This window comes from Novosphingobium sp. KCTC 2891 (assembly GCF_025938155.1).
Taxonomy (GTDB): Bacteria; Pseudomonadota; Alphaproteobacteria; order Sphingomonadales; family Sphingomonadaceae; genus Novosphingobium.
The window spans coordinates 678,621-705,104 of sequence record NZ_JAPCZG010000001.1 but is presented as its reverse complement, the minus strand read 5'-3'; the positions used below and the strand labels follow the sequence as shown (position 1 = coordinate 705,104).

25 protein-coding genes are annotated in these 26,484 nt (G+C 67.6%); 13 read left to right on the top strand and 12 right to left on the bottom strand.

Features of this window, described 5'->3' with window-relative positions:
• Positions 1 to 14: 14 nt before the first annotated feature.
• Both cysK and OLX02_RS03330 read left to right on the top strand, forming a co-directional pair.
• Complete coding sequence (gene cysK, locus OLX02_RS03335; RefSeq protein ID WP_264420191.1) at positions 15 to 932, top strand: cysteine synthase A; 918 nt, start codon at positions 15 to 17, stop codon at positions 930 to 932.
• A gap of 7 nt (positions 933 to 939) precedes the next feature.
• On the top strand, positions 940 to 1,647 hold the full coding sequence (locus OLX02_RS03330) for a dienelactone hydrolase family protein (RefSeq protein WP_264420190.1): 708 nt from the start codon (positions 940 to 942) through the stop codon (positions 1,645 to 1,647).
• On the opposite strand, the gene OLX02_RS03325 is transcribed toward OLX02_RS03330, so the two are convergent.
• The 5 genes from OLX02_RS03325 to OLX02_RS03305 all read right to left on the bottom strand — a co-directional run bounded on the left by OLX02_RS03325 (position 1,644) and on the right by OLX02_RS03305 (position 7,129).
• Positions 1,644 to 3,101: a phosphotransferase gene (locus OLX02_RS03325; protein WP_264420188.1), complete on the bottom strand. Its 1,458-nt coding sequence runs from the start codon at positions 3,099 to 3,101 to the stop codon at positions 1,644 to 1,646. The two genes, OLX02_RS03330 and OLX02_RS03325, sit on opposite strands and share 4 nt — an antisense overlap.
• A gap of 126 nt (positions 3,102 to 3,227) precedes the next feature.
• Positions 3,228 to 5,021, bottom strand: coding sequence for an acyl-CoA dehydrogenase C-terminal domain-containing protein (locus OLX02_RS03320; protein WP_264420186.1), 1,794 nt, complete (start codon positions 5,019 to 5,021; stop codon positions 3,228 to 3,230).
• Between the two features lie 23 nt (positions 5,022 to 5,044).
• Complete coding sequence (locus tag OLX02_RS03315) at positions 5,045 to 5,500, bottom strand: MerR family transcriptional regulator (RefSeq protein WP_264420184.1); 456 nt, start codon at positions 5,498 to 5,500, stop codon at positions 5,045 to 5,047.
• Positions 5,501 to 5,532: 32 nt separating this feature from the next.
• Entirely contained in the window at positions 5,533 to 5,868 is a 336-nt protein-coding gene (gene hisI / locus OLX02_RS03310; protein ID WP_264420182.1) for a phosphoribosyl-AMP cyclohydrolase, read from the bottom strand.
• Positions 5,869 to 6,316: 448 nt separating this feature from the next.
• The gene (locus tag OLX02_RS03305; protein ID WP_264420181.1) at positions 6,317 to 7,129 is read right to left on the bottom strand and encodes a ComF family protein; all 813 of its coding nucleotides are present in this window, start codon (positions 7,127 to 7,129) and stop codon (positions 6,317 to 6,319) included.
• Positions 7,130 to 7,203: 74 nt separating this feature from the next.
• On the opposite strand from OLX02_RS03305, the gene OLX02_RS03300 reads away from it, so the two are divergent.
• The gene (locus OLX02_RS03300) at positions 7,204 to 8,007 is read left to right on the top strand and encodes a class I SAM-dependent methyltransferase (RefSeq protein ID WP_264420180.1); all 804 of its coding nucleotides are present in this window, start codon (positions 7,204 to 7,206) and stop codon (positions 8,005 to 8,007) included.
• Between the two features lie 2 nt (positions 8,008 to 8,009).
• Here the strand turns inward: OLX02_RS03300 and ppdK are convergent, their stop codons facing one another.
• From ppdK to OLX02_RS03285, 3 genes are all read right to left on the bottom strand, one after another.
• Entirely contained in the window at positions 8,010 to 10,673 is a 2,664-nt protein-coding gene (ppdK, locus tag OLX02_RS03295; protein WP_264420178.1) for a pyruvate, phosphate dikinase, read from the bottom strand.
• Positions 10,674 to 10,738: 65 nt separating this feature from the next.
• Positions 10,739 to 12,937, bottom strand: a complete 2,199-nt coding sequence (glyS, locus tag OLX02_RS03290) for a glycine--tRNA ligase subunit beta (RefSeq protein ID WP_264420176.1) — start codon at positions 12,935 to 12,937, stop codon at positions 10,739 to 10,741.
• Positions 12,934 to 13,839 (bottom strand): glycine--tRNA ligase subunit alpha, encoded by a 906-nt coding sequence (locus tag OLX02_RS03285; RefSeq protein ID WP_264420174.1) that lies wholly within the window; start codon positions 13,837 to 13,839, stop codon positions 12,934 to 12,936. Before OLX02_RS03285 ends, glyS begins: the two co-directional genes overlap by 4 nt.
• Positions 13,840 to 13,958: 119 nt before the next feature.
• On the opposite strand from OLX02_RS03285, the gene OLX02_RS03280 reads away from it, so the two are divergent.
• The 5 genes from OLX02_RS03280 to OLX02_RS03260 all read left to right on the top strand — a co-directional run bounded on the left by OLX02_RS03280 (position 13,959) and on the right by OLX02_RS03260 (position 17,734).
• A complete protein-coding gene (locus OLX02_RS03280; RefSeq protein WP_264420172.1) occupies positions 13,959 to 14,861 on the top strand; it encodes a TraB/GumN family protein in 903 nt (300 codons plus the stop codon).
• Positions 14,858 to 15,745, top strand: coding sequence for a TraB/GumN family protein (locus tag OLX02_RS03275; RefSeq protein WP_264420170.1), 888 nt, complete (start codon positions 14,858 to 14,860; stop codon positions 15,743 to 15,745). Before OLX02_RS03280 ends, OLX02_RS03275 begins: the two co-directional genes overlap by 4 nt.
• 133 nt (positions 15,746 to 15,878) lie before the next feature.
• The gene (locus tag OLX02_RS03270) at positions 15,879 to 16,487 is read left to right on the top strand and encodes a 50S ribosomal protein L25/general stress protein Ctc (protein WP_264420169.1); all 609 of its coding nucleotides are present in this window, start codon (positions 15,879 to 15,881) and stop codon (positions 16,485 to 16,487) included.
• Positions 16,488 to 16,632: 145 nt separating this feature from the next.
• Positions 16,633 to 17,202, top strand: coding sequence for an aminoacyl-tRNA hydrolase (pth, locus tag OLX02_RS03265; RefSeq protein ID WP_264420168.1), 570 nt, complete (start codon positions 16,633 to 16,635; stop codon positions 17,200 to 17,202).
• A gap of 175 nt (positions 17,203 to 17,377) precedes the next feature.
• Positions 17,378 to 17,734 carry a PEP-CTERM sorting domain-containing protein gene (locus OLX02_RS03260; RefSeq protein WP_264420166.1) on the top strand — a complete coding sequence of 119 codons (357 nt, stop codon included), beginning with the start codon at positions 17,378 to 17,380 and terminating at the stop codon, positions 17,732 to 17,734.
• Between the two features lie 21 nt (positions 17,735 to 17,755).
• Here OLX02_RS03260 and OLX02_RS03255 read toward each other — a convergent pair whose 3' ends face one another.
• Positions 17,756 to 19,309: a tetratricopeptide repeat protein gene (locus tag OLX02_RS03255; protein WP_264420164.1), complete on the bottom strand. Its 1,554-nt coding sequence runs from the start codon at positions 19,307 to 19,309 to the stop codon at positions 17,756 to 17,758.
• Positions 19,310 to 19,534: 225 nt separating this feature from the next.
• On the opposite strand from OLX02_RS03255, the gene OLX02_RS03250 reads away from it, so the two are divergent.
• Positions 19,535 to 20,254, top strand: a complete 720-nt coding sequence (locus OLX02_RS03250; protein WP_264420162.1) for a cistern family PEP-CTERM protein — start codon at positions 19,535 to 19,537, stop codon at positions 20,252 to 20,254.
• Between the two features lie 67 nt (positions 20,255 to 20,321).
• Here OLX02_RS03250 and OLX02_RS03245 read toward each other — a convergent pair whose 3' ends face one another.
• Positions 20,322 to 21,839 (bottom strand): tetratricopeptide repeat protein, encoded by a 1,518-nt coding sequence (locus OLX02_RS03245; protein ID WP_264420161.1) that lies wholly within the window; start codon positions 21,837 to 21,839, stop codon positions 20,322 to 20,324.
• A 118-nt stretch (positions 21,840 to 21,957) separates the two neighbouring features.
• On the opposite strand from OLX02_RS03245, the gene ychF reads away from it, so the two are divergent.
• The 3 genes from ychF to OLX02_RS03230 all read left to right on the top strand — a co-directional run bounded on the left by ychF (position 21,958) and on the right by OLX02_RS03230 (position 24,487).
• Positions 21,958 to 23,058 carry a redox-regulated ATPase YchF gene (gene ychF / locus OLX02_RS03240; protein ID WP_264420159.1) on the top strand — a complete coding sequence of 367 codons (1,101 nt, stop codon included), beginning with the start codon at positions 21,958 to 21,960 and terminating at the stop codon, positions 23,056 to 23,058.
• A gap of 92 nt (positions 23,059 to 23,150) precedes the next feature.
• Positions 23,151 to 23,984 carry a DUF1206 domain-containing protein gene (locus tag OLX02_RS03235; protein WP_264420158.1) on the top strand — a complete coding sequence of 278 codons (834 nt, stop codon included), beginning with the start codon at positions 23,151 to 23,153 and terminating at the stop codon, positions 23,982 to 23,984.
• A gap of 44 nt (positions 23,985 to 24,028) precedes the next feature.
• Complete coding sequence (locus tag OLX02_RS03230; protein WP_264420328.1) at positions 24,029 to 24,487, top strand: MaoC family dehydratase; 459 nt, start codon at positions 24,029 to 24,031, stop codon at positions 24,485 to 24,487.
• A 33-nt stretch (positions 24,488 to 24,520) separates the two neighbouring features.
• Here the strand turns inward: OLX02_RS03230 and OLX02_RS03225 are convergent, their stop codons facing one another.
• On the bottom strand, positions 24,521 to 25,024 hold the full coding sequence (locus OLX02_RS03225; protein WP_264420157.1) for a hypothetical protein: 504 nt from the start codon (positions 25,022 to 25,024) through the stop codon (positions 24,521 to 24,523).
• A gap of 114 nt (positions 25,025 to 25,138) precedes the next feature.
• Here OLX02_RS03225 and OLX02_RS03220 point away from each other — a divergent pair, with 114 nt between their 5' ends.
• The gene (locus OLX02_RS03220; RefSeq protein WP_264420156.1) at positions 25,139 to 25,735 is read left to right on the top strand and encodes a carboxymuconolactone decarboxylase family protein; all 597 of its coding nucleotides are present in this window, start codon (positions 25,139 to 25,141) and stop codon (positions 25,733 to 25,735) included.
• Between the two features lie 19 nt (positions 25,736 to 25,754).
• Here the strand turns inward: OLX02_RS03220 and OLX02_RS03215 are convergent, their stop codons facing one another.
• Positions 25,755 to 26,483: a thermonuclease family protein gene (locus OLX02_RS03215; protein ID WP_264420154.1), complete on the bottom strand. Its 729-nt coding sequence runs from the start codon at positions 26,481 to 26,483 to the stop codon at positions 25,755 to 25,757.
• Between the last annotated feature and the right edge of the window lies 1 nt (position 26,484).

Here is a 26,484-nt window from a genome sequence, read left to right as displayed (position 1 = left end):
AAGGAGCAAGCGACATGAAAGCGGCATCCATCCTCGCCACCATCGGCAACACCCCGCACGTGCGCCTGTCCCGCCTGTTTCCCGACCACGAGGTATGGGTGAAGAGCGAGCGCACCAATCCCGGTGGCTCGATCAAGGACCGCATCGCGCTATCGATGATCGAAGCGGCCGAAGCCGACGGCAGCCTCAAATCCGGCGGCACCATCGTCGAACCGACCTCGGGCAACACCGGTATCGGCCTGGCCATGGTCGCGGCGGTCAAGGGCTACAAGCTGATCCTCGTCATGCCCGATTCGATGTCGATCGAGCGCCGCCGCCTGATGCTCGCCTATGGCGCCACGTTCGACCTGACCCCGCGCGAAAAGGGCATGAAGGGCGCCATCGCCCGCGCCCAGGAAATCGTCGACAGCACGCCCGGCGCATGGATGCCGCAGCAGTTCGACAACCCGGCCAACATCGCGGTCCACGTCCGCACCACGGCGCAGGAAATCCTCAAGGACTTCGCCGATTCGCCCATCGACGCGCTGATCACCGGCGTGGGCACCGGCGGTCACCTGACCGGCTGCGCCGAGGAGCTGAAGAAGTCGTGGCCCAAGCTCACTGCCTGGGCGGTCGAACCCACGCTGTCGCCAGTCATTTCCGGCGGGCAGCCGGCGCCGCACCCGATCCAGGGCATCGGCGCGGGCTTCATCCCCGGCAACCTCCACACCCAGTCCATCGACGGCGCGATCCAGGTCGATCCCGCCGACGCCAAGGAATGGGCACGCCGCTCCGCGCGCGAGGAAGGGCTGCTTGTCGGCATCAGCTCGGGCGCGACGCTGGCAGCCATCGCGCAGAAGCTGAAGGAGCTTCCCGCGGGCAGCCGCGTGCTGGGCTTCAACTACGACACCGGCGAGCGCTACCTCTCGGTGCCGGACTTCCTGCCGGAGTAAGCGGACCATGGCGCTGGAGAAGATCGCCTATGCCGATGGCGGCACCGCGCTGACGGGGTGGCTTGCCCGCCCCGAAGGCGCGCCGCGCGCCGCCGTTTTGATCTTCCCCACGATCATGAACTTCAACCCGCCGATGGAACGACGGGCGAAGATGCTCGCGGACGCCGGGTATCTGGCGATGGTAGCCGATTTCTACGGCACGCCCGTGGCCGACTTCGCCCATTCGCAGCAGCTTTCCGCCGCGCTCAAGGCCGAGGTCGACGTTTATCGCGCGCGTATTTCGGCGGGCATTGCCGCCTTGCGCGCGCGGCCGGAAGCGCAAGGGCTGCCGATTGCCGCCATCGGCTATTGTCAGGGGGGGCAGGCCGTTCTCGAAGCGGCGCGCGCAGGCGAGGACCTTGTCGCGGTGGCAAGCTTCCACGGACTACTGAACACCGAACGCAAGGCCAGTGCCGACGTTCCGGTGCGTCCGCGTATCCTCGTCTGCCACGGCGATGCCGACCCGCTCGCCCCGCGCGACCAGGTGCTGGCCTTCTGGGAGGAAATGGACGCGGCGGGCGCCAACTGGCACTTCCACAGCTACAGCGGCGTGAAGCACGGCTTCACCGATCCCGGCAGCGACGCACGCGGCGTTCCCGCCATCGGCTATGACGCCAGCGCCGACCGTCAATCGTGGTCGGCGCTGGTCAATCTGCTCGACGAAGTGCTGGCCTAGACCAGCCCCCAGTCGCGCAGGGCCGCGACGTTTCGTTCGGCCAGCGCCAGCAGCAGCCGGTCGTTGTGATCGGTTTCCGGCATCGCCAGCGCCGCTCCCACGGTGAACTGCAGGGCCACCGGCAGCGATGCTGCGTATTCGGCCCGTGCCTGTTCCACGCCATAGGCCGGATCAACCGCCGCGATGGTTGCCACGTGGCGTTCGATCAGCCCTGCCTCGCAGGCACGCCGGTCTTCCGGCGAAAGCGAGCCGGAAAGGAAATAGGCGAGGTCGAACATCGGGCTTCCCCGGTCGGCGAACTGCCAGTCGATCAGCCAGGCACGCGGCCCTTGGGCGCTGTCCTCGAACAGGATATTGTCCACGCGCGGCTCGCCATGGATCAGCGTCGGCCCATCGGATGCGGCCATGATTGCGTCGTGCATTTTCGGCACGAAGGCGTCGATCGCGTCCAGCAATGCCGGATCGATCCGCCCGGCAAAGCGCCGCCGCCATTCGGTCGCCGCCAGCGCGAAACCTTCGGCCGCCTGCGCCGCGCCGCCGCGCCGGTCGTAGAGCCAGTCCGCGTTGTCGAGCCGTGCATCCTTCCAGCTGGCGGCATGGAGCTTGGCCAGTTCCGCACCCACCGCTTCGGCCTCGGCCACGGAGCATCCGGCGATCTGGTCGCCGGCGCGCGTCCGCTCGGTCAGGTCCTCGAGGACGAGGTTGATCGCGCGGCCCTCCGCGCCAACGTTGCGCCAGAACGCGCGCGGGACCGACAGCGGCGGCGTATCGCCCAGGTATTCATAGACCGCGCATTCGCGGCCATAGACATTGTGCGCGCCCGCGATTTCCACCGCCTGCGGCACGGCCGAGGTCAGCTTGCACACCACCGAGTTCACCGCATTGGCGGCATTGGCGTTGTAGGTGATCTGGGCATGGATCGTCTGCGACATGTTGCCGTGGCCGATCGCGCGGGTGGACACCATGCTCACGCGGGGCGCATCGACCCCGGCGTGCTGGAACATCGCCTGCACCCACGGCGCAGTGATCTGGTCGGCGCCCGCGATCATGGCCGGCTCGGGCAGGTTGTCCGGCACCGCCGCATCACCCTCGCGGCCCCACCGGCCCGGTTCATAGCTCGAATTCCAGCAATCGGTGAACTTGCCGTCTACCGCCTTGAACACCTCGATCCCGCACAGTTCGATACGCTCGCCCTTTCGCGTGTGCATGTTCCACACAGAGGTGACGTAGGTATCGTCGGCATGGAGCACCTCGTGCTCGAAATAGGGTTCCAGCCGCTCCGACTGCTGGCGCACCCGCGCCATCTGGTCTTCAAGCGAAAGCGCAGTCACGCTGCCCGGATCGTGGCGGATGATCGGATCGGCGCACAGTTCCTTCATCATCTCGGTCCGGCGGTTGTTCCAGACCTCGGTCCAGTAAAGCTCGATCAGCTCCTTGGGGCTGCGGTGCGCCATTCTTCTCTCCCGTTCTTAATCACGCGATTAAGCGGGAAACGCCGGTATGGTCAATGCCGACCAATGAACAAACGGCGAAGGGCAGCCCGCGATGGACCGCCCTTCCCCTTAGGTTCTGTGCGAGGATCAGGCCGCGAATGCCTCCGGCGGCAGCGCCATGATCGTTTCGGCGCCGGCCTCGATCTCGCGGCGCAGCGCGCCCGCCTGCGGTGCAAAGCGCAGCGCCCAGTGCTTCGCGCAGGTCAGCTTGGCCTGATAGAACAGAGCGTCCTCGCCGCCCTGGGCCTTCGCCGCGACCTTGCCCACCTTCAGCCACATCAGGCCAAGCGAGGCGATCCCGGCCAGCGTCATGTAGGCATAGGCACCGGCGCCGAGGTTGTCGGGAGTGGCCATGACATTCTGCATGAACCACATGGTCGATGCCTTCAGTTCGCCGTTCACCTTGGCGAGCCGTTCCGCCACCAGTTTCAACGTGGGGTCATCGCCCACCGAAGCGCATTCATCGTCTACCAGCTTGAAGAAGCGCTGGATGGCACGCCCGCCGTTCTGCGCCAGCTTGCGCCCGGCGAGATCCATCGCCTGCACGCCGTTCGCGCCTTCGTAGATCATGGCGATGCGCGCATCGCGCACGAACTGGTCCATGCCGTTTTCTACGATGTAGCCGTGACCGCCCCAGACCTGCTGCATATCGGTCGCGGTCTTGTAGCCCATGTCGGTGCCGTAGCCCTTGATGACCGGGGTCAGCAGGCCGATCAGGTCGTCGGCTTCCTGCCGTTCCTCCTCGGTCGCAGCCTTGTGCGCGAGATCAACCTGCAAGCCGCCCCACAGGCACAGCGCGCGCATCCCCTCGATGAAGGTCTTGGCGTCCATCAGCATCCGCCGCACATCGGGGTGGACGAACAGCGGATCGGCCTTGGCCTGGGGATCCTTGGCACCCGTCAGCGAACGGCCCTGTCGCCGCTCACCGGCGTAGATCACCGCATTCTGGTAGGCGACTTCGGCCTGCGCCAATCCCTGGATGCCCACGCCAAGGCGCGCAGCGTTCATCATGATGAACATTGCGGCAAGGCCCTTGTTCTCCTCGCCCACCAGCCAGCCCGTCGCGCCGTCGTAGTTCATCACGCAGGTGGCATTGCCGTGAATGCCCATCTTGTGCTCGATCGAGCCGACCGACACGGCATTGCGTGCGCCCAGCGAGCCATCGTCATTCACCAGCACCTTCGGCACGATGAACAGCGAGATGCCCTTGGTCGAATCCGGCGCACCCGGAGTCTTGGCCAGCACAAGGTGGATGATGTTTTCGGTCAGGTCATGGTCGCCCGCCGAAATGAAGATCTTGGTGCCGGTGATCGCATGGGAACCGTCGGCATTGGGCTCCGCGCGGGTGCGGATCAGGCCAAGGTCGGTGCCGCACTGCGGCTCGGTCAGGTTCATCGTGCCCAACCATTCGCCCGACACCATCTTCGGCAGATACTTCGCCTGCTGCTCGGGCGAGCCCTTGGCGAGGATGGCCGAGATCGCGCCGGCGGCAAGGCCCGGATACATCGCGAAAGCCTGGTTGGCCTCGCCCATGTATTCCTCGAACGCGAAGCCGATCGCGTGCGGCAGTCCCTGTCCGCCAAACTCGGCCGGTGCGGTCAGCGTGCCCCAGCCCGCCTCACGGAACTGGTCATACGCAGCCTTGAACCCGGTTGGCGTGGTCACCGCACCATCGGCATGGCGCGTGCAGCCCTCGCGGTCGCCCACCTGGTTCAGCGGCGCCAGGACCTCGGAGGTGAAGCGGCCGGCTTCCTCGATCACCGCGTCGGTCATGTCGCGGGTGGCGCCCTCGAATCCGGGGAGATGGCTGTAGCTGTCGAGGCCGACGACTTCGTTGAGCACGAAGCGGGTATCGCGCGTGGGTGCCTTGTAAACGGGCATGGCTTTGTCCTTGAATGAAAGGGTCAGTCGGCGTCGCGGCCGTCGGCCCGTTCGCGCTGCATCACAAGGTCGACGAAACTGGTCAGCTCCGCGATCGTCGCGGCGATGTCCGCCTGCTGCCTTTGCAGGTTCTCGATCCGCTCGCGGCACTTGGCGATGGTCACGCGGCGCTGCTCGGCGCGGCCATCGTGCAGATCGTAGAGGTCGATCATGTCGCGGATTTCGGAAAGGCTGAAGCCCACGTTCTTTGCGCGCATGATCCATGCGAGCCGCGCCCTGTCGCGCTTGCTGTAGATGCGCGACAGGCCGACCCGCGTCGGGGCGATCAGGCCCTCGTCCTCGTAGAATCGCAGGGCGCGGGCGGTGACGCCGAACTCGGCCGAAAGGTCCGAGATCGTGAAGTGCTCGCGCGCCAGCGCATCCGGCTGATCGAGATGGCCGGTGTGATCGGAATTGGGGGCCAGGGGCTGCGACGACATGCCCCGGAAGTTAACTAACCTTTACGTAAGCGTCAACCAGCAATGCGCTCGAGCGTGCCATCCGCCGCAAGGCGCCGGTAGAAGCACGTCGGCGCCAGTGTGTGGCACGCCGGCCCGGCCGCCTCGACCCGCAGTTCGAGCGCATCCTGGTCGCAGTCGACGCGAATCTCGATGACCTTGAGCACGTGGCCGGAGCTTTCGCCCTTCATCCAAAGACGTCCGCGCGAGCGCGAGTGGAAGTGCGCAAAGCCCGTTTCGACCGTCCTAGCGATCGCTTCGGCATCCATGTGCGCCAGCATCAGCAGTTGCCCGGTGGCGTGCTCGACCGCGACGGCGGTGACAAGGCCGGCGGCGTCAAACTTCGGCATGAACGCGGTGCCCTGCTCGCGCAGGGCGGTGTCGGAACTGGAGGCGGAAATCGGTCGAACCTTTCCGGTAGCGCCGCAACCTGCGGCCATTTGTTGCAGGATAACCACAGATGGGGTGCAAAATCCATGGGGCGTTCACAAGACCCTTCCGTCCGGGGCGATGATGTCCGATTAAGACCCTGCGGTTTGAGGGAGCCGCAGCTGAACCGCCGCAAGGCGGCGCAAAAGCGCCAAAGTTCAGGGAAAAAATGAGGGGCCGATTGCTGTGCCGATCCCGAGGTAACACCGGGCGGCGCGGCATCGGATGATGAGGGTCATGGCGTGACAGTCGGGGGGACTGTTGAAATCGCGATAACGCGAACGCTAACGAATTCGTCACGAGGACGCCCGGGACTTCGGTTCCGGGCGTTTCCTTTTTCAGTCTCCGGTCCTTTCCCGATCCCTGCCGTCACGCCCCCAGGTCCGAGCCACCTTTCGCGGCATCATCCAGCGACTCGTCCAGCACGCGCGCAAAGCAGGCGATGCGCACCCGCGCCGCCCCCGCCTTGCGCAAGGCGCGCACGCAGGCATCGGTCGTTGCGCCGCTGGTCAGCACGTCATCGACCAGCAGGATCCGCGCGCCGTTGAGTCGCGCGGCCCATGCGGGTTTTGCGCGAATCGCACCCGACAGGGCCGCCGCCCGCGCCTTCCGCCCCAGCCCGCCCAGCGAAGGTGTACGCTTCACCCGCACCAGCCCATCCACCAGCACGGGCTGGCCCAGCGCCTTGCCGATCCTGGCCGCCAGCAGCGCCGACTGGTTGTAGCCACGCGTCCACAACCGCCAGCGATGCAGCGGCACCGGCACGACCAGCCATTCGCCCTCCAGCACCGGAATGCGCGGCACGATCAGGCGCGACAGCAGCCCGGCCAGAGCCACGCGGCGCCCATGCTTGAAGGCCAGCACCAGCCGGCGCGAAGCATCGTTGTAGAGCGTCGCCGCACTGATACCGTCGTGGCGCGGCGGATGGGCGAGGCACGGGGCGCAAACCAAGGCGCTTCCCATCCCCTGGAGATCCTCAGCCTTGTGATCCTCAGGCTCGTGATCCTGACCTTCCGCGCGGTCCACGAGAGGGCGCTGGCAGCGGGCGCAACTCGGCTCCCCCGGAATGACGAGCGTGTGCCAGCATTCGGCACATAAGCCACCCTGCGACGCCAGCGCCGCGCCGCATAGCGGGCAGCGCGGTGGGAACACCAGATCGACCACCGGCTCCAGAGCGGACATCCTGACCATCGTGAGGCAGTGTCCGCCTGACGCGCCCTCTTGGCAAGTGCGCCGCGGGCGGGCAGGCAGCGGCGATGGCATCCGCTCCCCCCACGATCTTCTCGCCCGCCCGCCGCCTTGCACTCCGCCGCCGGATGCACGTGCTCCAGACGCGGCCCGGCGCCGCGCGCTTCCTGGCCGAGGACATGGCCGAGGACGTGCTCGACCGCCTTTCCTTCCTGCGCCACGAGCCGCGCCGCGCGCTGGTGATCGGCGACCTGACCGGAACTGTCGCGGCCGGCCTTGCCGCGCAGGGCGCCGAAGTTGTCCGCGCCGATCCGCTGCCGATGCCGGGCGAAATACGGGTCGACGAGGAACAGCCCCTGCCCTTCGCGGAAGGATTCGATTTCATCGCCAGCCTCGGCACGCTCGACACGGTGAACGACCTGCCCGGCGCGATGGTCCACCTGCGGCGCGCACTGCGACCCGACGGGCTGGCGATTATCAGCTTTCCGGGTGCGGGCAGCCTCGCCACGCTGCGCGCGATCATGCTGGAAGCCGATGGCGAACGGCCGGCGGCGCGGATCCATCCGCAAGTGGATGTGCGCGCGGGCGGACAGTTGCTCCAGCGCTGCGGCTTTGGCGATCCGGTGGTGGATAGCCGCGCGCTCAAGGTGCGCTACGGCACGCTGCGCGGTCTGGTGGACGATGTGCGTGCGCAGGGACTGGGATCGGCGCTGCAGCGCGCTGCGCCGCCGTTGGGCAGGACCGCACTCGCGCGCGCCGAAGCCGCCTTTGCAGCCCGCGCGGATGCGGACGGCCGCGTTACCGAACTGTTCGAGATCCTGACCTTGAGCGGCTGGGCACGGGCGCCCCGGCCCAGCCGCTTCGATCTGTAAGCTTAGCCCAGCGCGGCCTGCGCCGCCGCGAGCCGAGCAATCGGCACGCGGTAGGGACTGGCGGAGACGTAATCGAGTCCGGTCTTTTCGCAGAACGCGATGCTGGCCGGATCGCCGCCGTGCTCGCCGCAGATGCCCAGCTTGATATCGGGACGGGTCTTGCGGCCGCGCTCGGCGGCCAGTTCCACAAGCTGCCCCACGCCTTCGATATCGAGGCTGACGAAGGGATCGCGCGGGTAGATGCCCTGTTCCACATAGGGGTTGAGGAAGCGCGCGGCATCGTCGCGGCTGACGCCGAGCGTGGTCTGGGTCAGGTCGTTGGTGCCGAACGAGAAGAACTTGGCCTCCTCGGCGATCTCGCCTGCCATCAGCGCGGCGCGCGGCAGTTCGATCATCGTGCCCACGAGATAGTCGAGCGTCCGGCCCTTCTCGGCAAAGACCTCGGTCGCCACGCGGTCGATCAGGCTCTTCAGGATCTCCAGTTCGCGCTTGGTCGCCACGAGCGGGATCATCACTTCGGGCACGACCGCTTCGCCGCTTGCCGCAGCGACGTCGCAGGCGGCCTCGAAGATGGCGCGTGCCTGCATCTCGTAGATTTCCGGGAAAGTGATGCCCAGACGGCACCCGCGATGGCCCAGCATCGGGTTGAATTCGTGCAGCTCGCCCGCGCGGCGCTTCAGGTGATCGACACCCAGCCCGGTCGCCTCGGCCAGTTCCTCGAACTCGGCATCGGCGTGCGGCAGGAACTCGTGCAGCGGCGGGTCGAGCAGGCGGATCGTGACGGGCAAGCCGGCCATGACCTCGAAGATCGACTGGAAGTCGCTGCGCTGCTCGGGCAGCAGCTTGGCGAGCGCGGCGCGGCGGCCGGCCTCGTCCTCGGCGAGGATCATCTGGCGCACGGCCGAGATGCGGTTCGCGTCGAAGAACATGTGCTCGGTGCGGCACAGGCCGATGCCTTCGGCGCCGAACTGGCGCGCGACCTGGCAATCGAGCGGGGTTTCCGCATTCGTGCGCACCTTCATCCGGCGGTGCTTGTCGGCCCACGCCATCAGCGTGCCGAAATCGCCGACCAGTTCGGGTTCGACCGTGGGCACCTGCCCCGCCATCACGTCGCCGTTCGAGCCATCGAGCGTGATCACGTCGCCTTCGGCAAGGTCGCGGCCACCGATCCTGGCGGTGCGCGTCTTCATGTCGATCGACAGTGCGGAGGCACCCGAAACGCAGGGGCGGCCCATGCCGCGCGCCACCACGGCGGCGTGGCTGGTCATGCCGCCGCGCGCGGTGAGGATGCCCTTGGCCGCGTGCATCCCGTGGATGTCCTCGGGGCTGGTTTCAACGCGGACGAGGATCACGGCCTCGCCGCGCTCGGCCCGGCGCTCGGCGGTATCGGCGTCGAACACCACGATGCCGCTGGCCGCGCCCGGCGAGGCGGGCAGCCCGCGCGTCATCACGTCGCGCACGGCCTTGGGATCGAGCGTGGGGTGCAGCAGCTGGTCGAGCGCCATCGGATCGATCCGGCGGATCGCGGTGGCCTCGTCGATCAGGCCCTCGCCCACCATGTCCACCGCCATCTTGAGCGCGGCCTTGGCCGTGCGCTTGCCGGCGCGGGTCTGGAGCATGAACAGCTTGCCCTGCTCCACGGTGAACTCGATGTCCTGCATGTCCTTGTAATGCTTTTCCAGCAGTTCAAAGACCGCGGCGAGTTCGCCGTAGGCGGCGGGCATCGCCTCTTCCATCGACAGCGGCTTTGCGCCGGCAGCCTCGCGAGCGCGCTGGGTCAGATACTGGGGCGTGCGGATGCCGGCGACGACGTCCTCACCCTGCGCGTTGACCAGCCATTCGCCGTAATAGGCCTTCTCGCCGGTCGCCGGATCGCGGGTGAAGGCGACGCCCGTGGCAGAGGTATCGCCCATGTTGCCGAACACCATCGCCTGCACGTTGACGGCGGTGCCCCACGACTGCGGAATGTCGTTCAGGCGGCGATAGACCTTGGCGCGGTCGCTTTCCCACGAATCGAACACCGCGGCGATCGCGCCCCACAGCTGCTCGTTCACATCCTGGGGGAACGGGCGGCCCAGCTCTTCGGCCACGATGGTCTTGTACTCGGCCACCAGCGCCTGCCAGTGCTCCGCACCCATCTCAACATCGTTGAAGAAGCCATTGTCTTCCTTGGCGATTTCCAGCGCATCCTCGAACCGGTGATGGTCGAGACCGAGCACCACGTCCGAATACATCTGGATGAAGCGGCGATAGCTGTCCCACGCGAAGCGCGCGTCGCCCGAACCCGTTGCCAGCCCCTCGACGGTCGCGTCGTTGAGGCCGAGGTTGAGCACGGTGTCCATCATGCCCGGCATCGACACGCGCGCGCCCGAGCGGACCGAGACGAGCAGCGGGTTGGCGGGATCGCCAAAGCTGCGGCCGGTCGTCGCCTCGATATGCGCCACGCCCGCCGCCACGGCGGTGCGCAGGTCATCGTCGAAGGTCTTGCCGGTTTCGTTGTAGCTCGTGCAGACTTCGGTGCTGATGGTGAAGCCAGGGGGAACCGGCAGGCCGATGCCCGCCATTTCGGCAAGGTTCGCGCCCTTGCCGCCCACGATGGTCTTGTCCTTGGCGCGAGCGGTGTCGCTGCGGGCATCGCCGCCGAAATGGAATACGTATGCACTCATGAGTCCGGCGACGCTCCCAGATTGATGCGCGGCCGGGCGTTTGACCGCCCGGCCCTTCGCAGGTCTTAGCCTTCGATCCTCGAAAAGTCTGCCACTTTGTGCACCGCAGCACGAAAGCGACCAAGCATTCCCAAGCGCGAGGCGCGCTTGTTCGCATCTGCATCGTTCACCGTCACCTGATCGAAGAACGAGTCGATGGGCGCGCGCAAGCTGGCGAGCGCGGCCATCGCGGCGGTGAAGTCCTCGACGGCAATGGCGGCTTCGGCGCGCGGCTCGGCGGTATCGAGCGCGTCGATCAGCGCCTGCTCGGCCGGTTCCGGCTGGTAGGACAGCGTGCGTTCCGGGTGGCTGAACTGCGCGGCCACGCCCTTCAGCGCCGGATCGTCGACCAGCACCAGCGGATCTTCCTCGCCGGTGGGCGGCACGGTGCCTTCGCCGTGTGCGCCCGCGGTCTGGTCGTGCGCGCCTTCCTTCTTGAGGATGTTGGCCGCACGCTTGTAGCCCGCGAGCAGGTTGGTGCCGTCCTCGGTGGTGACGAAGGCCTGGAGCGCATGGACGCGCGCGAGCAGGCGGACGAGATCGTCCTCCCCGCCCCCCTTTGCATCCTTCACCGCGAACACCGCGTCGATCAGGTCGTGCCGGACGCCGGCTTCGCGCTGCTGCACCTTGAGTCGGTCGGCGAAGAAGGCGAGCAGTTCGGCCGAGGCGTTTTCGACTGCGATGCCCTGCGCGCGATACAGCTGCGCGGCGGCATCGAACAACTGCCCCAGCGAAAGGCGCAGTTCGTTCTCGGTCACCAGACGGATCACACCGAGCGCGGCGCGGCGCAGCGCGAAGGGATCCTTCGATCCGGTGGGCTTGAGATCCGCGCCGAAGAACCCGACCAGCGCGTCGATCTTGTCAATCAGCGCGGTGAGGATGGCCGCGCCCTCGGTCGGCAGAGCATCGGACTGGCCGGCGGGCTTGTAGTGGTCGCGCACCGCAGCGGCGACGGCGCCCGGCAGCCCCTCGGCGGCCGCGTAATAGCCGCCCATGAGGCCCTGCAGTTCGGGGAACTCGCCGACCATCTCGGTGACGAGGTCTGCCTTGAGGATCGCGGCGGCCTGCTTGGCGGCCGGAACGCTGTCGGCCAACTGGCCCTGGAACGCATCGGCAAGGCCGATGAAGCGATCCTGTCGCTGCCCCACCGTGCCCAGCTTTTCGTGGAAAGTGATCCGCGCCAGCTTTTCGGCCTGAAGCGCCAGCGGCTTCTTCTTGTCCTGTTCCCAGAAGAAGCGCGCGTCGGACAGGCGGGCGGCGAGCACCTTGCGGTTGCCGTCGACGATGGCGACGCCGTGGTCCTTCGCCTCGATATTGGCGGTGCAGACGAAAGCGTTGGCGAGGTTGCCCGCGCCATCGCGGCAGATGAAATACTTCTGGTTGATGCGCGCCGTCAGCTGGATCACTTCGGGGGGCACGGCGAGGAACGCCTCGTCGAAGCGGCCCAGCAGCGGCTGCGGCCATTCGGTGAGGCCGGCGTTCTCGATCACCAGCCCCTCGTCCTCGACCAGCACCAGCCCGGCGGCTTCGGCGGCGGCCTTGGCCTTGGTCCGCACGATGCCCTCGCGCTCGACATGATCGACGATCACATGGCAGGCGCGCAGCTTTTCGGCATAGTCATGCGCGCTGCCGATGGTGATTTCGCCGGCGTGGTGGAAGCGGTGGCCCAGCGTGGCGTAGCCCGAGCGGATGCCGCCCACCTCCAGCTCGACCAGATCTTCGCCGAGGATGGCGACGATGCCCGAGAGCGGGCGCACCCAGCGCAGCGAATCCGTGGCCAGCGAAGCTGCGCCCCAGCGCTGCGACTTGGGCCAGGGAAAGGCGCGGACGATGGCGGGAATCGCCTCGGCCAGCACGTCCGCGGTGGCGCGGCCCGGCTTTTCCGTCACGGCGAACCACACGCCATCGCGCTCGGTCAGTTGGTCCTTGGTCAGCCCGGTCTTGCGCAGGAAGCCTTCGAGCGCCTGCTCGGGCGCGCTGGTGCGCGGACCCTTGGCTTCCTCGCGGACGGCCTCGGTCGCCAGCGGCAACCCTTTCGCGATCAGCGCGAGCCGGCGCGGCGTGGACCACACGGTGATCGCGCCCGGCTTCAACCCGGCAGCGTCCAGTTCCTTGCGGAACAGCTTTTCCAGATCGGCGCGCGCACCGGCCTGCATCCGCGCGGGGATTTCCTCGCAGCGCAGTTCGAGGAGGAAGTCTGCGGTGCTGGTCACGTTCGGGCTCATGCGCTCCACCCCGGGTACTTTGCCGCCCAGTCGTCCTTGAACTTGTCCATGTAGGCCTCGCACGAGCCACGCGCGAGATCGCGCACGCGGCCCATGTAGCTGGCGCGTTCCTGCACCGAGATGACGCCGCGCGCCTGGAGCAGGTTGAACAGGTGGCTGGCCTCGATCGCCTGCTCATAGGCGGCGATGGGCACGCCCGCGTCGAGCGAGCGGCGGCACTCCTCCTCGGCCCGGCGGAAGCCTTCGAACAGGCTGTCGGTGTCCGCCACCTCGAAGTTCCACTTCGACATCTGGCGCTCGTTCTCAAGGAACACGTCGCCGTAGGTCACGCCGTGGTTGTTGAAGGCGAGGTCATAGACGTTGTCGACGCCCTGGATGTACATCGCGAGGCGTTCAAGGCCATAGGTCAGCTCGCCCGCGACGGGCTTGCAATCGAAGCCGCCCATCTGCTGAAAATAGGTGAACTGGGTGACTTCCATGCCATCGCACCAGACTTCCCAGCCCAGCCCCCACGCGCCCAGCGTCGGCGATTCCCAGTCGTCCTCGACAAAGCGCAGGTCATGGACCAGCGGGTCGATGCCGATGGCCATCAGGCTCTTGAGGTAAAGCTCCTGCAGGTTTGCCGGGCTGGGCTTCAGGATCACCTGATACTGGTAATAATGCTGCAACCGGTTCGGGTTCTCGCCATAACGGCCGTCGGTAGGACGGCGGCACGGCTGGACGAAGGCCGCGTTCCACGGCTCCGGTCCCAGCGCGCGCAGCGTGGTGGCGGGATGGAACGTACCCGCGCCCATGCGCATATCGTAAGGCTGGAGGATCAGGCAGCCCTCCGCGCTCCAGAACGCATGGAGGCGCAGGATCATATCCTGAAGGCTCATCGGTTTTTGCGCGGTGTCGGCCATGGCCGCGCCTTTGGCCGATGGACGCCCGCAAATCAACCTCGCGCGCGGGCAGGCACGCAAGTTCGGGCATACGTTCGGGCCTTGCCGGGCGGCAGCGGCTGGTCCATCGCGCAACCTGCATGAAGAGAACGATCCGCCTCATCGCGCTCCTTGCGCTGACCGTCGCCGCTCCGCTCCAGGCCCAGCCTTCCCCGCAGCCGCCTGCGCCGGCCACCGCGCAAGCCCCCACCCTGCGCCCCGCGCTGTGGAAAGTGGCGGACGCCGATACCACGATCTGGCTGTTCGGCACGGTCCACGTGCTCAGGCCGGGGCTGGACTGGTATGGCGGTCCGGTCGCCGCCGCGCTGGAAGGCGCGGACGAAGTCGTGACCGAAGCGCTCGATCCCTCGGGGCTGGCCGCGCAGCAGGCCGCGATCAGCCGCGCGATGCTGCCCAAGGGCAAGCGCCTGCGCGTGCTGATGAAACCGGCGCAGCGGAGCGCGTTTGAAACGCTGCTTCGACGCGAAGGACTGCCGGTCGATGCGCTCGATGCGTACAAGCCGTGGTACGCCGCGCTGATGCTTTCCACGCTGCCGCTGGCCCGTCGCGGCATATCGCCCGCCGCCGGAGCGGAGGCGACCATTGCCGCCCATGCCGCCGGCAAGACGCAGACCGGGCTGGAAACCGTCGATCGCCAGCTGGCCATTCTCGACGCCCTGCCCCGCACGGTGCAGGTGCGCTGGCTGGGCGAGATCGTGGCGGACTTCGACACCATCAATACCGAAACCGACGCCCTGTTCGACGCCTGGGGCAAGGGCAATGCCGAGGAACTCGCCAGGCTGGCAACCGAGCCGGACGACGATCCCGTCTTGCTGGAAGCGCTGCTTCACAAGCGCAACCGCGAATGGGCGGGATGGATCGCGCGGCGGCTGGACCGGCCGGGGACGGTTTTCGTCGCGGTCGGCGCCGGACATCTCGCGGGGGCCGGCTGCGTGCAGGACGAACTGGCGAAGTCCGGCCTCGCCACCACGAGGATGCAGTGAACCTGCGCCCCCTGCTCCGTGCGCTGCTCGTCGGCACGTTGGCGCTGCTGGCGGCGTGCCGCGCGCAGGCGCCGGCCCAGCCCTCCAAGGTCGCGCTGTGGGAAGTCTCCAGCGAAACGGGCGTTCACGGGTGGCTGTTCGGGACGGTCCACGCCCTGCCGCGCGGCACCGAGTGGCGGCGCCCCGGAGTCGACAATGCGCTGGCCGCCGCAGACCGGCTGGTGCTGGAGATCGGGCAGCCGCTTGATTCAAAGGTCGCGGGCGAAGCGATGGGCCGGCTCGCGTTCACCGAGGGACTGCCGCCGCCTTCGGCGCGCGTCGGGCCGAAATACCGCGCCGCGCTGGCCACGACCTACAAGGACCTCAGCCTGTCGGACGCCGAGTTCAAGGATCAGGAGGACTGGGCCGTCGCGCTCCAGATCGCCGCGATCGGCGGGCAGAAGGAAGGCATGATGCCCGACAGCGGCGTCGAGCCCGAACTGCGCCGCATGAACGGTGCGCGGCCGGTCGAGGGGCTGGAAACGCTCGATGGACAGTTCGGCGTGTTCGACCGCCTGCCGCCCCGTGCGCAGCGCGTGCTTCTCGAACAGGTCGCGGTCGAGGCGGCCGACAAGAAGGACGACGAGGCCGACATGGTCACGCTGTGGCTGCGCGGCGACGAGCTTGGCATCGCGCGCGAGGCCGGCACCGGGTTCCTCGCCGATCCCGTATTGCACAACGCGCTCGTCACCGCGCGCAACCAGGCCTGGGCCGACAAGATCGACGCGATGCTGAAGGCCGGCGCGCGCCCGTTCGTGGCAGTGGGCGCGGCGCACGTGGCCGGCAGCGACGGACTGCCCCGGATGCTGATGGCGCGCGGATGGAAGGTGCGCCGGGTGGACTGAGCGGCTCGCCGCGCCGCATCCCGGTTGCTTTTTGCGCTGGATCGGCTAAGGGCCGCCGCTTCCCGTCATGGTCATCCCTGGAGGCGTGACGGAGAAGAATGGATTCAACCAGCATTTTCGGAAGGTACAGACAATGAGCGAGACGCTTACGCTGTCGGCCGAGGCGCGCGATCGGGCAGGCAAGGGAGCCTCCCGTGCACTGCGCCGCGAAGGCCGCACCCCCGCCGTGATCTACGGCGGCAAGGAAGAACCGGTTTCGGTTCATCTCGAGGAGAAGGCCCTGGCCAAGGCGCTTGGCACCGGCCACTTCTTCAACTCGATCGTCGAGCTCACTGTGAACGGCCAGACCGTCCGCACCCTGCCCAAGGACGTCGCTTTCCACCCCGTGACGGATCGCCCGCTCCACGCCGACTTCCTGCGTCTTTCCAAGAACGCCGAAGTCCACGTGAACGTGCCGGTGCTTTTCGCCAACGAAGACGCCTCGCCCGGCCTCAAGAAGGGCGGCGTGCTGAACATCGTCCGTCACGAGCTGGAACTGGTGTGCGGCTCCGACACCATCCCCGATGACATCGCGATCGACGTGACCGGTCTCGACATCGGTGATTCGATCCACATCAGCCACGTGAAGCTTCCGGCCGGTGCGCGCTCCGCGATCACCGACCGCGACTTCACCATCGCGACGATCGTTGCCCCTTCGGCGCTGAAGAGCGAAGAAGGCGACACGGCCAAGACCGAAGCCTGATCGGCCCGGTTTCGCTTCCCGTTGTCCGCCATGCCGGATGACGGGGGCGGACAAGAAACCCCTTCCGCCAACGCGGGAGGGGTTCTTTTTTTGCCCGCCCGATTCTGCCAAGGCGGCGACACCAACGCGAAGGAGCCTCATCGCCATGCAAGTCTGGGTCGGCCTCGGCAATCCCGGTCCGCAATATGCGCTCCACCGGCACAACGTCGGCTTCATGGCGCTCGACACCATCGCCGAAGTCCATCGGTTCGGCCCGGTGCAGAAGAAGTTTCAGGGCTGGGTCCAGGAGGGCCGCATCGGCGGCGACAAGGTGCTGCTGCTCAAGCCCGCCACCTTCATGAACGAAAGCGGCCGCGCGGTGGGCGAGGCGCTGCGCTTCTACAAACTTGGCGTAGAGGCGCTGACCGTGTTCCACGACGAGCTCGACCTGGCGCCGTTCAAGGTCAAGGTGAAGCAGGGCGGCGGCACCGCCGGCCACAACGGGCTGCGCTCGATCGACAAGCACCTCGGCCCCGAGTTCCGCCGCGTGCGGCTGGGCATCGGCCACCCCGGGCACAAGGATCGGGTGACGGGATACGTGCTGGGCAACTTCGCCAAGGCGGAACAGGACGATCTGGTGGAGATGCTGGGCGCGGTCGCCGGCGAGGCCGACTGGCTGGCCAAGGGCGACACCGCCCGTTTCATGAACGACATCGCGCTGCGCCAGAACAGCTGACCGGACGGTCAAAACGCCACGTAACGATAGCGATCAGGTCCGGATCGGATGGTCGGCAGGTTTTACAGTTCGCATCCTTATTTTTCACGTTAACCATCGAAAGCCGCGCTTTTCGGGAATTGGCACCGGTTTTGCTTTGAGAAGTGTTAACTGAATTCAATACAGGGGACCAACCGTGAAGCGTTCGATCGTCATTGCCACCGCCCTCCTCGGCTCGTTCGCCGCAGCCGCGCCCGCCCATGCCACGTGGTTCCACACGCACTACTGCAACTGCGGCGATTCCACCGGCTCGTCGATGTGCACGGGTTCGAGCACCAGCTCGAGCACGACCACCACGTCGACCGGCGGCACCACCACCACTTCGGGTGGCACGACCACTTCGGGTGGCACCACGACCTCGGGCGGCACGACCACCACGTCGGGCGGCACCACCACGACTTCGGGCGGCACCGCGGTTCCGGAGCCGGGCATGCTCGGCATGATGGCGCTGGGTCTTGCCGGCCTGGGCCTTGCCCGCCGCCGTCGTCGCTGATCCGGTTACGCCACCGGCGGCCTAGGGCTGGCCGGTGGCGCCCGTCGGGGCGCTGCGCAGCGCCCCGCCCCGGGCCAGATCGGCCCGGAACAGGCGATTGGCCGGATCGGCCTCGCTCGCATCCTTCAGCAGGCGCATCGTCGCATCGTCGCTGCGCCCGGCATTGAGCCGCACCAGCCCCGCGATGTGGATCATGTCGGGATTGCGCGGCGCCAGCGCCAGCGCGCGATCGGCATAGGCAATCGCCTCGTCATGCTGACCCGCATTGCTGCTGGCAAAGGCCAGCATCTTCAACACTTCGGCATCGCCATCAAAACCGGTCACCTGGCGTAGCGCCGCGATGGCGCCTGCCCAGTCCTGCCGGGCCATTGCCGCCCTGCCCTGGGCGCCGGCCTGCTGCGACGCCTGGAACGCCGCCGATTGCAGCCGCGCCTTCAGCGCCCCGGCCGCCGGATCGCCCGCCGCCGTCGCCGCGCGCACCGCCAGATCAAGCTCACGCGGGCCGGCCAGTGCGGCATCGGACAACGGCATGACCGTGCGCAATGCGCTGGCGGCTTCTCCCGTCGCGAGCTGCGCCTCGGCCAGCATGATCCGGACGTAGGGATTCTGCGGCGAAAGCAGCAGCGCCTTGGCGAAGATCGCGCGCGCCTGCTCCGGATGCCCCAGCGCGAGCTGTGCCTCGGCATATTTGAGACCGTTGGGAGACCGCGGATCGAGGCTTCCCTCGGACGACGCCAGCGTGTTGCGGACCGTCTCCCAATCGCCCTTTTCCGCCGCGATCTGCACTTTCATTTCCACGACGCGCGAATCGCCTCCGGCAATCGCCGCCGCGCGATCGACGAAACCGGCCGCGGCATCGACCTTGCCCGCCATGTCCGCCAGCATCGCCTGTGCCAGCAACGGTTCGATCCGGCGGGGGTGACGCTCGGCGGCGCGGGCATAGATCGCCGCTGCCTCGTCCCGCCGTCCCTGCCGCTGCGCCAGTTCCCCGGCGACCAGCAGCGTATCGAGCGCATCGGGGGCGAGCCGCTGCATCACCTCAAGCGCCTTGCCCGCGCCGGCATAGTCCTGCGCTTCGAGCAGGATCCGGGCATAATCGCGCGCGAGCAGCAGGTCGGGCTTGCCGGCCATGCCCTTGTGAAAGGCTTCCATCGCCGCAGGGTAATCGTGCAGCGCATAATGCGCGGCGGCGCGCACCCGCCATGCCGAAGGGCTGTCGTCGGTCCCCAGCCAGTCGAGCGCCTGACGCGGCTGCCCGCGCAGCAGCGCGGCCTCGGCCTTGTAGCGCGTGATGTCCGGCCCGGCGCGCCCGGCATCGACCAACCGCGCCAGTGCCGCCTGCGCACCGTCGCCGTCGCCCAGCCGCAACTGGCTCTGCACCAGCAGCACCAGCAGATCCGCATTGCGCCCGTCGCCGTCGAGTGCGGCCAGCGCCTCGATACGCGCGGCGGCGAAATCCTCTGCGGCAAAGGCCGCGCGCGCCTTCGCGGCGTGCTGCGAGGGATCCGGCGAGCACGCCGCAAGGATCAGCGCGGCGGGCGCGAGGACAAGCGAAAGAGACAGCCTGGGACGCATGGCCCTAGCGATGGCATCAACCCCTGAAATTTCGATGAACCCCACCCCGTTACGTGTCGCGCGCCGTATTTGTCCGACTACGGCACATGTCCGAAACGGGCCAAAAATGTCGGCCCTGTTTACATCCGCCCATGCGTTAACCACCGAAATTGGCAGAAATGAGCCATTGGCACGTGAATTGCGTATGAAATGACAAACACGTATTAACCAATGAGAGCGAACGTCATGCGGATCACCAAGACCCTTGCCAGCCTCGCAGCGATCGCGACCTTCGCCATCGCTGGAAACGCCTTTGCGGATTCGATGATTTTCGGAGCGGGCGACACCGGCAAGACCGTCACGCTGAACTACAACGGCTACAGCGGCAGCGGCGGCGCTTCGATCAACGGCCTGACCGGTTCGACCACTTTCACGCTCACCGGCGTGTCGGGCAACACCTACAACTTCGACTACTCGGTTTCGAACACCAGCAGCGCGCCGGTGACCGGTTCGCGCATCTCGAGCTTCGCGTTCAACACCGATCCGACGATCGCCAGCGCGACCTCGACCGGCGCGTTCTCGCAGACGACGCTGAACTCGAACTATCCCAACGGCATCGGCACCGTCGACGTCTGCTTCAAGGACGCCACGACCGGATCGTGCGCCGGCGGCGCCAGCGGCGGCCTCACGCTCGGCCAGACCGGCACCGGCGCTTTCTCGCTGAGCTTCTCCTCGCCCGTTTCCGCGGTGACGCTGAGCGACTTCTTCGTGCGGTACCAGTCGATCACCGGCGTTCCGGGCATCTCGTCGGCGAGCGGCGCGGGCACGATCTCCAGCTCGACCTCGACTGGCGGCACCTCGGTTCCGGAACCGGGCATGATCGGCCTGTTCGGCGCGGGCCTTGTCGGCCTCGCCCTGGCCCGCCGCCGCCAGACGCTGCGCCGCTCGGAAGCGCGCGCCGCCTGATCGCCGCAAGGCTTCGCTCGAATTGGGGAGCCGGTCGCAGGATCGGCTCCCTTTTTCATTATCGGCCTCAGCCCTTGTTCGCTTCGGCCAGATGCTTCTGGATCGTGGGGTTCTGCGGTGCTTTCGCTGCCGCATCGCGCAGCAGGGCCGTGCCCTTCGCCCGGTCCTTGCCCGTGCTGACCAGCAGCCAGCCGAGCGTGTCCATCACCGAGGGATCGGTCGGCGCCTCGCGCCATGCACGCCGCGCATACTCGAGCGCCTTGTCGCTGTTTCCAAGCTGGCTGTGCGCCCAGGCGAGGTTGTTCAGCACCAGCGGGTTCCGCCCGTCGGTCACCGCCATGATCTGATCATAGGCGGCCACCGCGTTGCCCCAGTTGCCTTTCTGCATCGCCTGATCGGCATTCGCCAGCAGGGCGCCCATCGCGCGCGGGCTGGGATAGCGCGCGCGCGCGTCGAACGACGCAAGGTCGACGTCACCCGCCTCCTTGGCCGCGCGCGCCAGCAGGCGCAGGTCCTCGGCCGACGCGGTCTTGCTCGTGGCGAAGGGGCGCAGCGTGGCGACTGCACCGGCCGCATCGTGCCCGGCCAGTTGCGCCTTCGCCAACTCGCGCCGCACCAGCAGGTTTTCCGGATGACGCAGCAACAGCGGCCCCAGCCGCGCGCGCGCCTGTTCGGGCTGGCCCAGTGCGGTCAGCGCCTGCGCATAGAGCACGCCCGCATCATCGCGGTCGGCCAGCTTGGCCTCGTCCGCCTGAAGCAGGTCGCGCACTTTCTGCCACTGCCCCTTCGTCGCGGCGAGCCGCGCGCTGAGGTAGGTGATCTCGGCATCGCTGCCGATGCCCTTCAGATCCTTGATCGCCTGTTCCAGCCCATCGGTGCGCCCCAGATCGCCCAGCACGCCCGCCTTGCCCACCAGCGCCGGAAGATTGCCCGGATAAGCCTTCGCCGCCTTGTCATAGGAGGACAGCGCGCGGGCCAGATCGCCTTCGGCAGTGGAGACTTTCGCGTCCGCGAGCATCGCATCGAGCTGGCTGCCGTCGGCCTTCAGCGCCCGATCGACCAGTGCGCGCGCGGCGGCGGTATCGCCTTCGGCCAGCCGGAACCGGGCGGCGGCGGCAAGCAGCCGGGCATCGGCCGGATGGGCCGCCAGCGCGGCGTCGAACGCGCGGCCCGCGCCCGCCTTGTCGCCGGTTCCCACCAGCGCCAGCGCGCGCAGGCGCTGTCCCTGCGGCGATGCGTCGGTGCCCAGCAGCGCGCGCGCCTGCTTGGCATTGCCGCGCAGCAGCGCAGCTTCCGCCGTCAGCAGCGCATAGTCGCGCGGACGACGCGGCTGCGGCAGCTTGTCGAGGCTGGCGCCCGCGGCCACGCCGTCGCCCATCGCCAGCGCATTGCGCGCATGGAGTTCCAGCACCGCCGGGTCATCGGGCTTGGCAGCCAGCACCGCCGCAAGGTCGGCCTGCGCCGCCACGTATTCATGCCCCGCGAATTCCTGCTGCGCGCGGGCAAAGCGCTTCGCCGGGTCTTCCCCGCATCCCGCCAGCATCACGGCGAACGCCAGGGGCACCAAAACGCCTGCTGTCTTCATCCGGTCGATCTCCACCATTCCGGACCTCTCTGCCGTGTAGGTATAAACGTCGCGTGAAGGTTTCCAATTCTCCCCTTCCCCGCTAAGGGGCGCGGCTGAGAACAGGAGTGACTTTACGATGGGTTTTCGTTGCGGGATCGTCGGTCTGCCCAATGTTGGCAAGTCGACCTTGTTCAATGCGCTGACCGAGACGCAGGCGGCGCAGGCGGCGAACTATCCGTTCTGCACGATCGAGCCGAACGTCGGCAACGTCGGCGTGCCCGACCCGCGGCTTGACAAGCTGGCCGCCATCGCGGGCAGCCAGAAGATCATTCCGACGCAGCTCGGCTTCGTCGATATCGCCGGCCTGGTGCGCGGGGCGAGCAAGGGCGAAGGCCTCGGCAACCAGTTCCTGGGCAATATCCGCGAGGTGGACGCCATCGTCCACGTGCTGCGCTGCTTCGAGAACGACGACATCCAGCACGTCGACAACAAGGTCGATCCCATCTCGGATGCCGAGACGGTCGAGACCGAACTGATGCTGTCGGACCTCGAAAGCCTGGAAAAGCGCGTTCCTGCCGCCGTGAAGAAGGCCGCGCAGGGCGACAAGGAGCAAAAGGTCATCGCCTCGGTGCTCGGCCAGGCGCTGGAACTGCTGCGCGAAGGCAAGCCCGCCCGGCTGACCCAGCCGCGCGACGAGGATGAGGCCCGCGTGTTCGCGCAGGCGCAGCTCCTCACCGCCAAGCCCGTGCTCTATGTCTGCAATGTCGAGGAAGAGAGCGCCGCCGAAGGCAATGCCTTCTCCGCGCGCGTGTTCGAAAAGGCCAAGGCCGAAGGCGCCAACGCGGTGATCGTCTCGGCCGCGATCGAATCCGAGCTGGTCGGCATGGATGCGGACGAACGCACCGTGTTCCTTGAGGAAATGGGCCTGCACGAAACCGGCCTGGCCCGCGTGATCCGCTCGGGCTACGAGCTGCTGCACCTCATCACCTTCTTCACCGTCGGCCCGAAGGAAGCGCGCGCGTGGACCGTGCACAAGGGCGCCAAGGCGCCCGACGCGGCGGGCGAGATCCACTCCGACATGCAGCGCGGCTTCATCCGCGCCGAAACCATCGCTTTTGACGACTACGTGTCGCTGGGCGGCGAAACCGCGGCGAAGGATGCGGGCAAGCTGCGGCAGGAAGGCAAGGAATACGTGGTTCAGGACGGCGACGTGCTGCACTTCAAGTTCAACGTCTGACTTCTGACATCTGACATCTGACGCCTGCCCTATCGACCGGCGGGAGCCTTTGCCCGGCCCCGCCGTTCCCCTTTCATCGAAAAGGGGATGACATGGCGAAATTGACGCGGATCGACGTGCTGGCGCGGGCCGGATATGCGGCGCGGGCGGCGGTCTACCTGCTGCTCGGCTATGTCGCGCTGGCCACGCGCGGCGCGGCGAAGGACGGCCCGAACGCCGTGTTCGCCATGATGCAGGACATGCCACTGGGCGGCGCGGCGCTGGCGCTGATCGTCGCCGGGCTGCTCGCCTACGGCATCTACAAGCTGGCGGCGGCGCTGCTCGACATCGAACATCACGGCCACGACGCCAAGGGCGCAGCGGTGCGCACGGGCCTTGGCGCCGGCGCGCTGGCCTACCTCTCGATGGCCTGGGCGGCCGGCAGCTTCGCGCTCGGTTATCGCCACTATGCCAGCGAAGGCGGCAATGGCAGCGCCGCGATGGCGAGCGGCGTTCTGTCGCTGCCGCTTGGCTGGGTGCTGCTGGCGCTGGTGGGCGCGGCCTTTCTCGGCGCGGCGGCGTTCCAGGCGATCAACGCGGCCACCGGCAAGTTCATGAAGCGCATCGCCGCGGACGCCCCCCGGCCAACCGAAATGCTGGGCCGGATCGGCTTCGCCGCGCGCACCGTGGTATTCGCGCTGGTGGGCTGGTCGCTGCTGCGCTCGGCGTGGATGGTCAGGCACGATCAGGTGCGTGATCTTGGCGGCGTGCTGGCACAATTGCGCGGCGAGGAAACGCTCTACCTCGCGGTGGCGGGCGGTCTTGTGGTGTTCGGGCTGTTCAGCGTGATCTGCGCGCGGTTCCGGATCGTGCCCGCCATCGACGTGGTCCACGCCGCGCGGGGCAAGGTCCGCCGCAAGACGGAGGCGCTGCGCCGGGCAATTTAATCGCTCGATTGACTAACGCGCCGCGCGCGGGCAACCTTGCCGCCATGCAGTATTACGAAGACCTGGTGCCCGGCAGCACCGACCGTTTCGGCTCCTACGCGGTGACGCGCGAGGAAGTGATCGACTTCGCCTCGAAGTACGATCCGCAGCCCTTCCACCTGGACGACGAGGCGGCGAAGGACACGTTCTTCGGCCGCCTTTCCGCGAGCGGCTGGCACACGTGCGCGATGACCATGGCGATGCTGGTAGAGGAGCTGAAGAAGAACGAGCAAGCCGGGCTGGGTTCGCCCGGGGTCGACGAACTGCGGTGGGTCAAGCCGGTCTATCCGGGCGACACGCTGTCGGTCGAGCGCCTGCTGGTGGACAAGAGACGCAGCGGCTCACGGCCGGAAATGGGCAGTTTCCGCAATGTCGTCACCGTGACCAACCAGCACGGCGATGTGGTGATGACGATGAAATCGACGGGCTTCATCCGCACCCGCCAGCCCGGCGGGGCAGACTGACCCGAACGACACCTGACCGCACACGGCCATGCGCTACATCGGCTTGCACTGCGCCTGGCCGCGCGCGTCATAAACCACCTGGTCGTGCGGGTCGGTGACCGTGACCTTGGCATCGAACATCTCGACCACGCCGGCCTTGCTCGCCTTGCCCCCCTCGATCCGCGTCAGCGTCAGCGCATACTCGCGCCCCGAATAGCGCGACCATGCGCCCTGCGGCAGAGCAGCGCTGCCCTTGTCTGCGGCGAGGATCACGAGCTTGTCCCCAACCTTCATCACCGCGCGCTCCGCTTGAGCCAGCAGCACCGCGCCCATGCCCCCGCCGTCGGCCACGAAGTTGCAGCCCGATGCCGACAGCTTGTTCTGCGTGATGTCGAAGAAGCCGATCGCTTGCGGCGCGATCGGCTTGGCCGGGGGCTTCACATCCTGCGCGGCGTTGACTTCGGCGATGGCCCTCGCATCGGCCGCGGCCTTTTCCGCCGGCGTCTGCTGCGAACAGGCGGCCAGCGCGAATATCACGAGCGGTAGCACGCAGCGCATCGTTGTCCCCTTCCCCGTTGTCGTTACCCCGCCAGCCTAGCGCAAAGGCGCGTTGCGGCAAGGGCGTGCGGCGGTGTGTGCTGTCCACCAACAAGAACCGGCGGAGAGACAGCAATGACGCGGATTTCGATGATCGAGCACGATGGCTGGAGCGAGGAACTGCGCGCCGCCACGCATCCCGAAAGCATGACCCCGCTGGAGCGGGGCACGCTGCGGATCATGGCGCACAAGCCCGAGACTGCGCTGGGTTTCGTCGGCTTCTTCGGCGCGCTGCGCGGCGAGCGCACCCTGCCCGAGCGCCTGACCGAGCTGATGCGGCTGCGCATCGCATTCCACAACCAGTGCCGCAGCTGCATGGCGGTGCGCTATAGCGCGGCGGCCGAGGATGGCGTGGACGAAGCGCTGGTCTGCTCGCTCGAACGTCCGGCCGAGGCGGAAAACCTGACCGAGCGCGAAAAGCTGGCTATCGATTATGGCGAGCGGCTGGCGACCAATCACCTCTCGCTCGACGATGCCTATCACGCCAAGCTGAAGGAACACTTCACCGAAGCGGAAATCGTGGAACTGGGCATCTTCGCCGCGCTCTGCGTCGGTTTCGGCCGGCTGGGCGCGAGCTGGGACATGGTGGAGGAACTGCCCAAGGCGTTCCAGGACCGTGACGCCGGCCCCATCGCGCCATGGGGTCAGGCGGAACTGGTGGGGGTGCGGTAAGGCCGGGGGCGCCCCTGCCTCAGTTGTCGCGATAGACAGCGGCGCGGTAGCCGGCCGCCTGTGCCTGCGCCTCGGTGCAGAAGAACTCCTCGGCGCGGGTACCTTCGTAGAACTTCGTGCCGGGCAGGTGATAGATCCATTCGCCCCGCCAGCTGCGGTTGCCCTTGATCGCGCAGCCCCGCGCATCGCGGAAAACGCGGGGCTTTACCGCGCGGGGCGCGGGTGCGACCACAACCTCTGGCGCAAGCACTTCACGCGGATGGGCTACCCGCCAGTCGGCCGGAAGATCGAACTTCGCGCCCCACAGCCCTTGGGCGTATTTTCGGGACCGTTGCTCGGCATCGGCATAGTCCGCCTGTCCGGCCGGCAGCACCACCGCCAGCCCGGCCGTGACCAGGGCCGCCGCGAGATCGACGCCGCCCACGCGGCACCGCGCCACCAGCCGCCCGCCCGCGCGCTGCTCCACGCCGACGCAGTCCACCGGGCCGGCCTGCACAAGCCGCCCGAGCATTTTCGCAGCATCGGCACCGCAGGACCAGGCCTGCCCGCCACGCTCGCACACCTGCGCGGTCTCCGGCGCGTCGATGCCGAACAGGCGGATGTGCGTGCCGGTGAGTTCAAGCGAACCCCCGTCCACCACGGTCGCCGGACCAGAAATGGCCTGCGCCGCCACGGGGGCAGCGGCGAATGTGCAGAATGCCGGCACGAACAAGGCAAGCAGCTTCGAACGGGAAATGGAGAATCTCATC

Coding starts and splice junctions, on each gene's coding strand:
- OLX02_RS03250 (WP_264420162.1), top strand. CDS start 19,535: ATGCGGATCACCAAGACCCTTGCCAGCCTCGCAGCGATCGCGACCTTC.
- OLX02_RS03225 (WP_264420157.1), bottom strand. CDS start 25,024: ATGCGCTGCGTGCTACCGCTCGTGATATTCGCGCTGGCCGCCTGTTCG.
- OLX02_RS03220 (WP_264420156.1), top strand. CDS start 25,139: ATGACGCGGATTTCGATGATCGAGCACGATGGCTGGAGCGAGGAACTG.
- OLX02_RS03325 (WP_264420188.1), bottom strand. CDS start 3,101: ATGGCGCACCGCAGCCCCAAGGAGCTGATCGAGCTTTACTGGACCGAG.
- OLX02_RS03235 (WP_264420158.1), top strand. CDS start 23,151: ATGGCGAAATTGACGCGGATCGACGTGCTGGCGCGGGCCGGATATGCG.
- OLX02_RS03285 (WP_264420174.1), bottom strand. CDS start 13,839: ATGGCCGACACCGCGCAAAAACCGATGAGCCTTCAGGATATGATCCTG.
- OLX02_RS03320 (WP_264420186.1), bottom strand. CDS start 5,021: ATGCCCGTTTACAAGGCACCCACGCGCGATACCCGCTTCGTGCTCAAC.
- ychF (WP_264420159.1), top strand. CDS start 21,958: ATGGGTTTTCGTTGCGGGATCGTCGGTCTGCCCAATGTTGGCAAGTCG.
- OLX02_RS03255 (WP_264420164.1), bottom strand. CDS start 19,309: ATGCGTCCCAGGCTGTCTCTTTCGCTTGTCCTCGCGCCCGCCGCGCTG.
- hisI (WP_264420182.1), bottom strand. CDS start 5,868: ATGCCGAAGTTTGACGCCGCCGGCCTTGTCACCGCCGTCGCGGTCGAG.
- OLX02_RS03330 (WP_264420190.1), top strand. CDS start 940: ATGGCGCTGGAGAAGATCGCCTATGCCGATGGCGGCACCGCGCTGACG.
- cysK (WP_264420191.1), top strand. CDS start 15: ATGAAAGCGGCATCCATCCTCGCCACCATCGGCAACACCCCGCACGTG.
- OLX02_RS03245 (WP_264420161.1), bottom strand. CDS start 21,839: ATGAAGACAGCAGGCGTTTTGGTGCCCCTGGCGTTCGCCGTGATGCTG.
- ppdK (WP_264420178.1), bottom strand. CDS start 10,673: ATGAGTGCATACGTATTCCATTTCGGCGGCGATGCCCGCAGCGACACC.
- OLX02_RS03315 (WP_264420184.1), bottom strand. CDS start 5,500: ATGTCGTCGCAGCCCCTGGCCCCCAATTCCGATCACACCGGCCATCTC.
- OLX02_RS03300 (WP_264420180.1), top strand. CDS start 7,204: ATGGCATCCGCTCCCCCCACGATCTTCTCGCCCGCCCGCCGCCTTGCA.
- pth (WP_264420168.1), top strand. CDS start 16,633: ATGCAAGTCTGGGTCGGCCTCGGCAATCCCGGTCCGCAATATGCGCTC.
- OLX02_RS03305 (WP_264420181.1), bottom strand. CDS start 7,129: ATGTCCGCTCTGGAGCCGGTGGTCGATCTGGTGTTCCCACCGCGCTGC.
- OLX02_RS03280 (WP_264420172.1), top strand. CDS start 13,959: ATGAAGAGAACGATCCGCCTCATCGCGCTCCTTGCGCTGACCGTCGCC.
- glyS (WP_264420176.1), bottom strand. CDS start 12,937: ATGAGCCCGAACGTGACCAGCACCGCAGACTTCCTCCTCGAACTGCGC.
- OLX02_RS03270 (WP_264420169.1), top strand. CDS start 15,879: ATGAGCGAGACGCTTACGCTGTCGGCCGAGGCGCGCGATCGGGCAGGC.
- OLX02_RS03230 (WP_264420328.1), top strand. CDS start 24,029: ATGCAGTATTACGAAGACCTGGTGCCCGGCAGCACCGACCGTTTCGGC.
- OLX02_RS03215 (WP_264420154.1), bottom strand. CDS start 26,483: ATGAGATTCTCCATTTCCCGTTCGAAGCTGCTTGCCTTGTTCGTGCCG.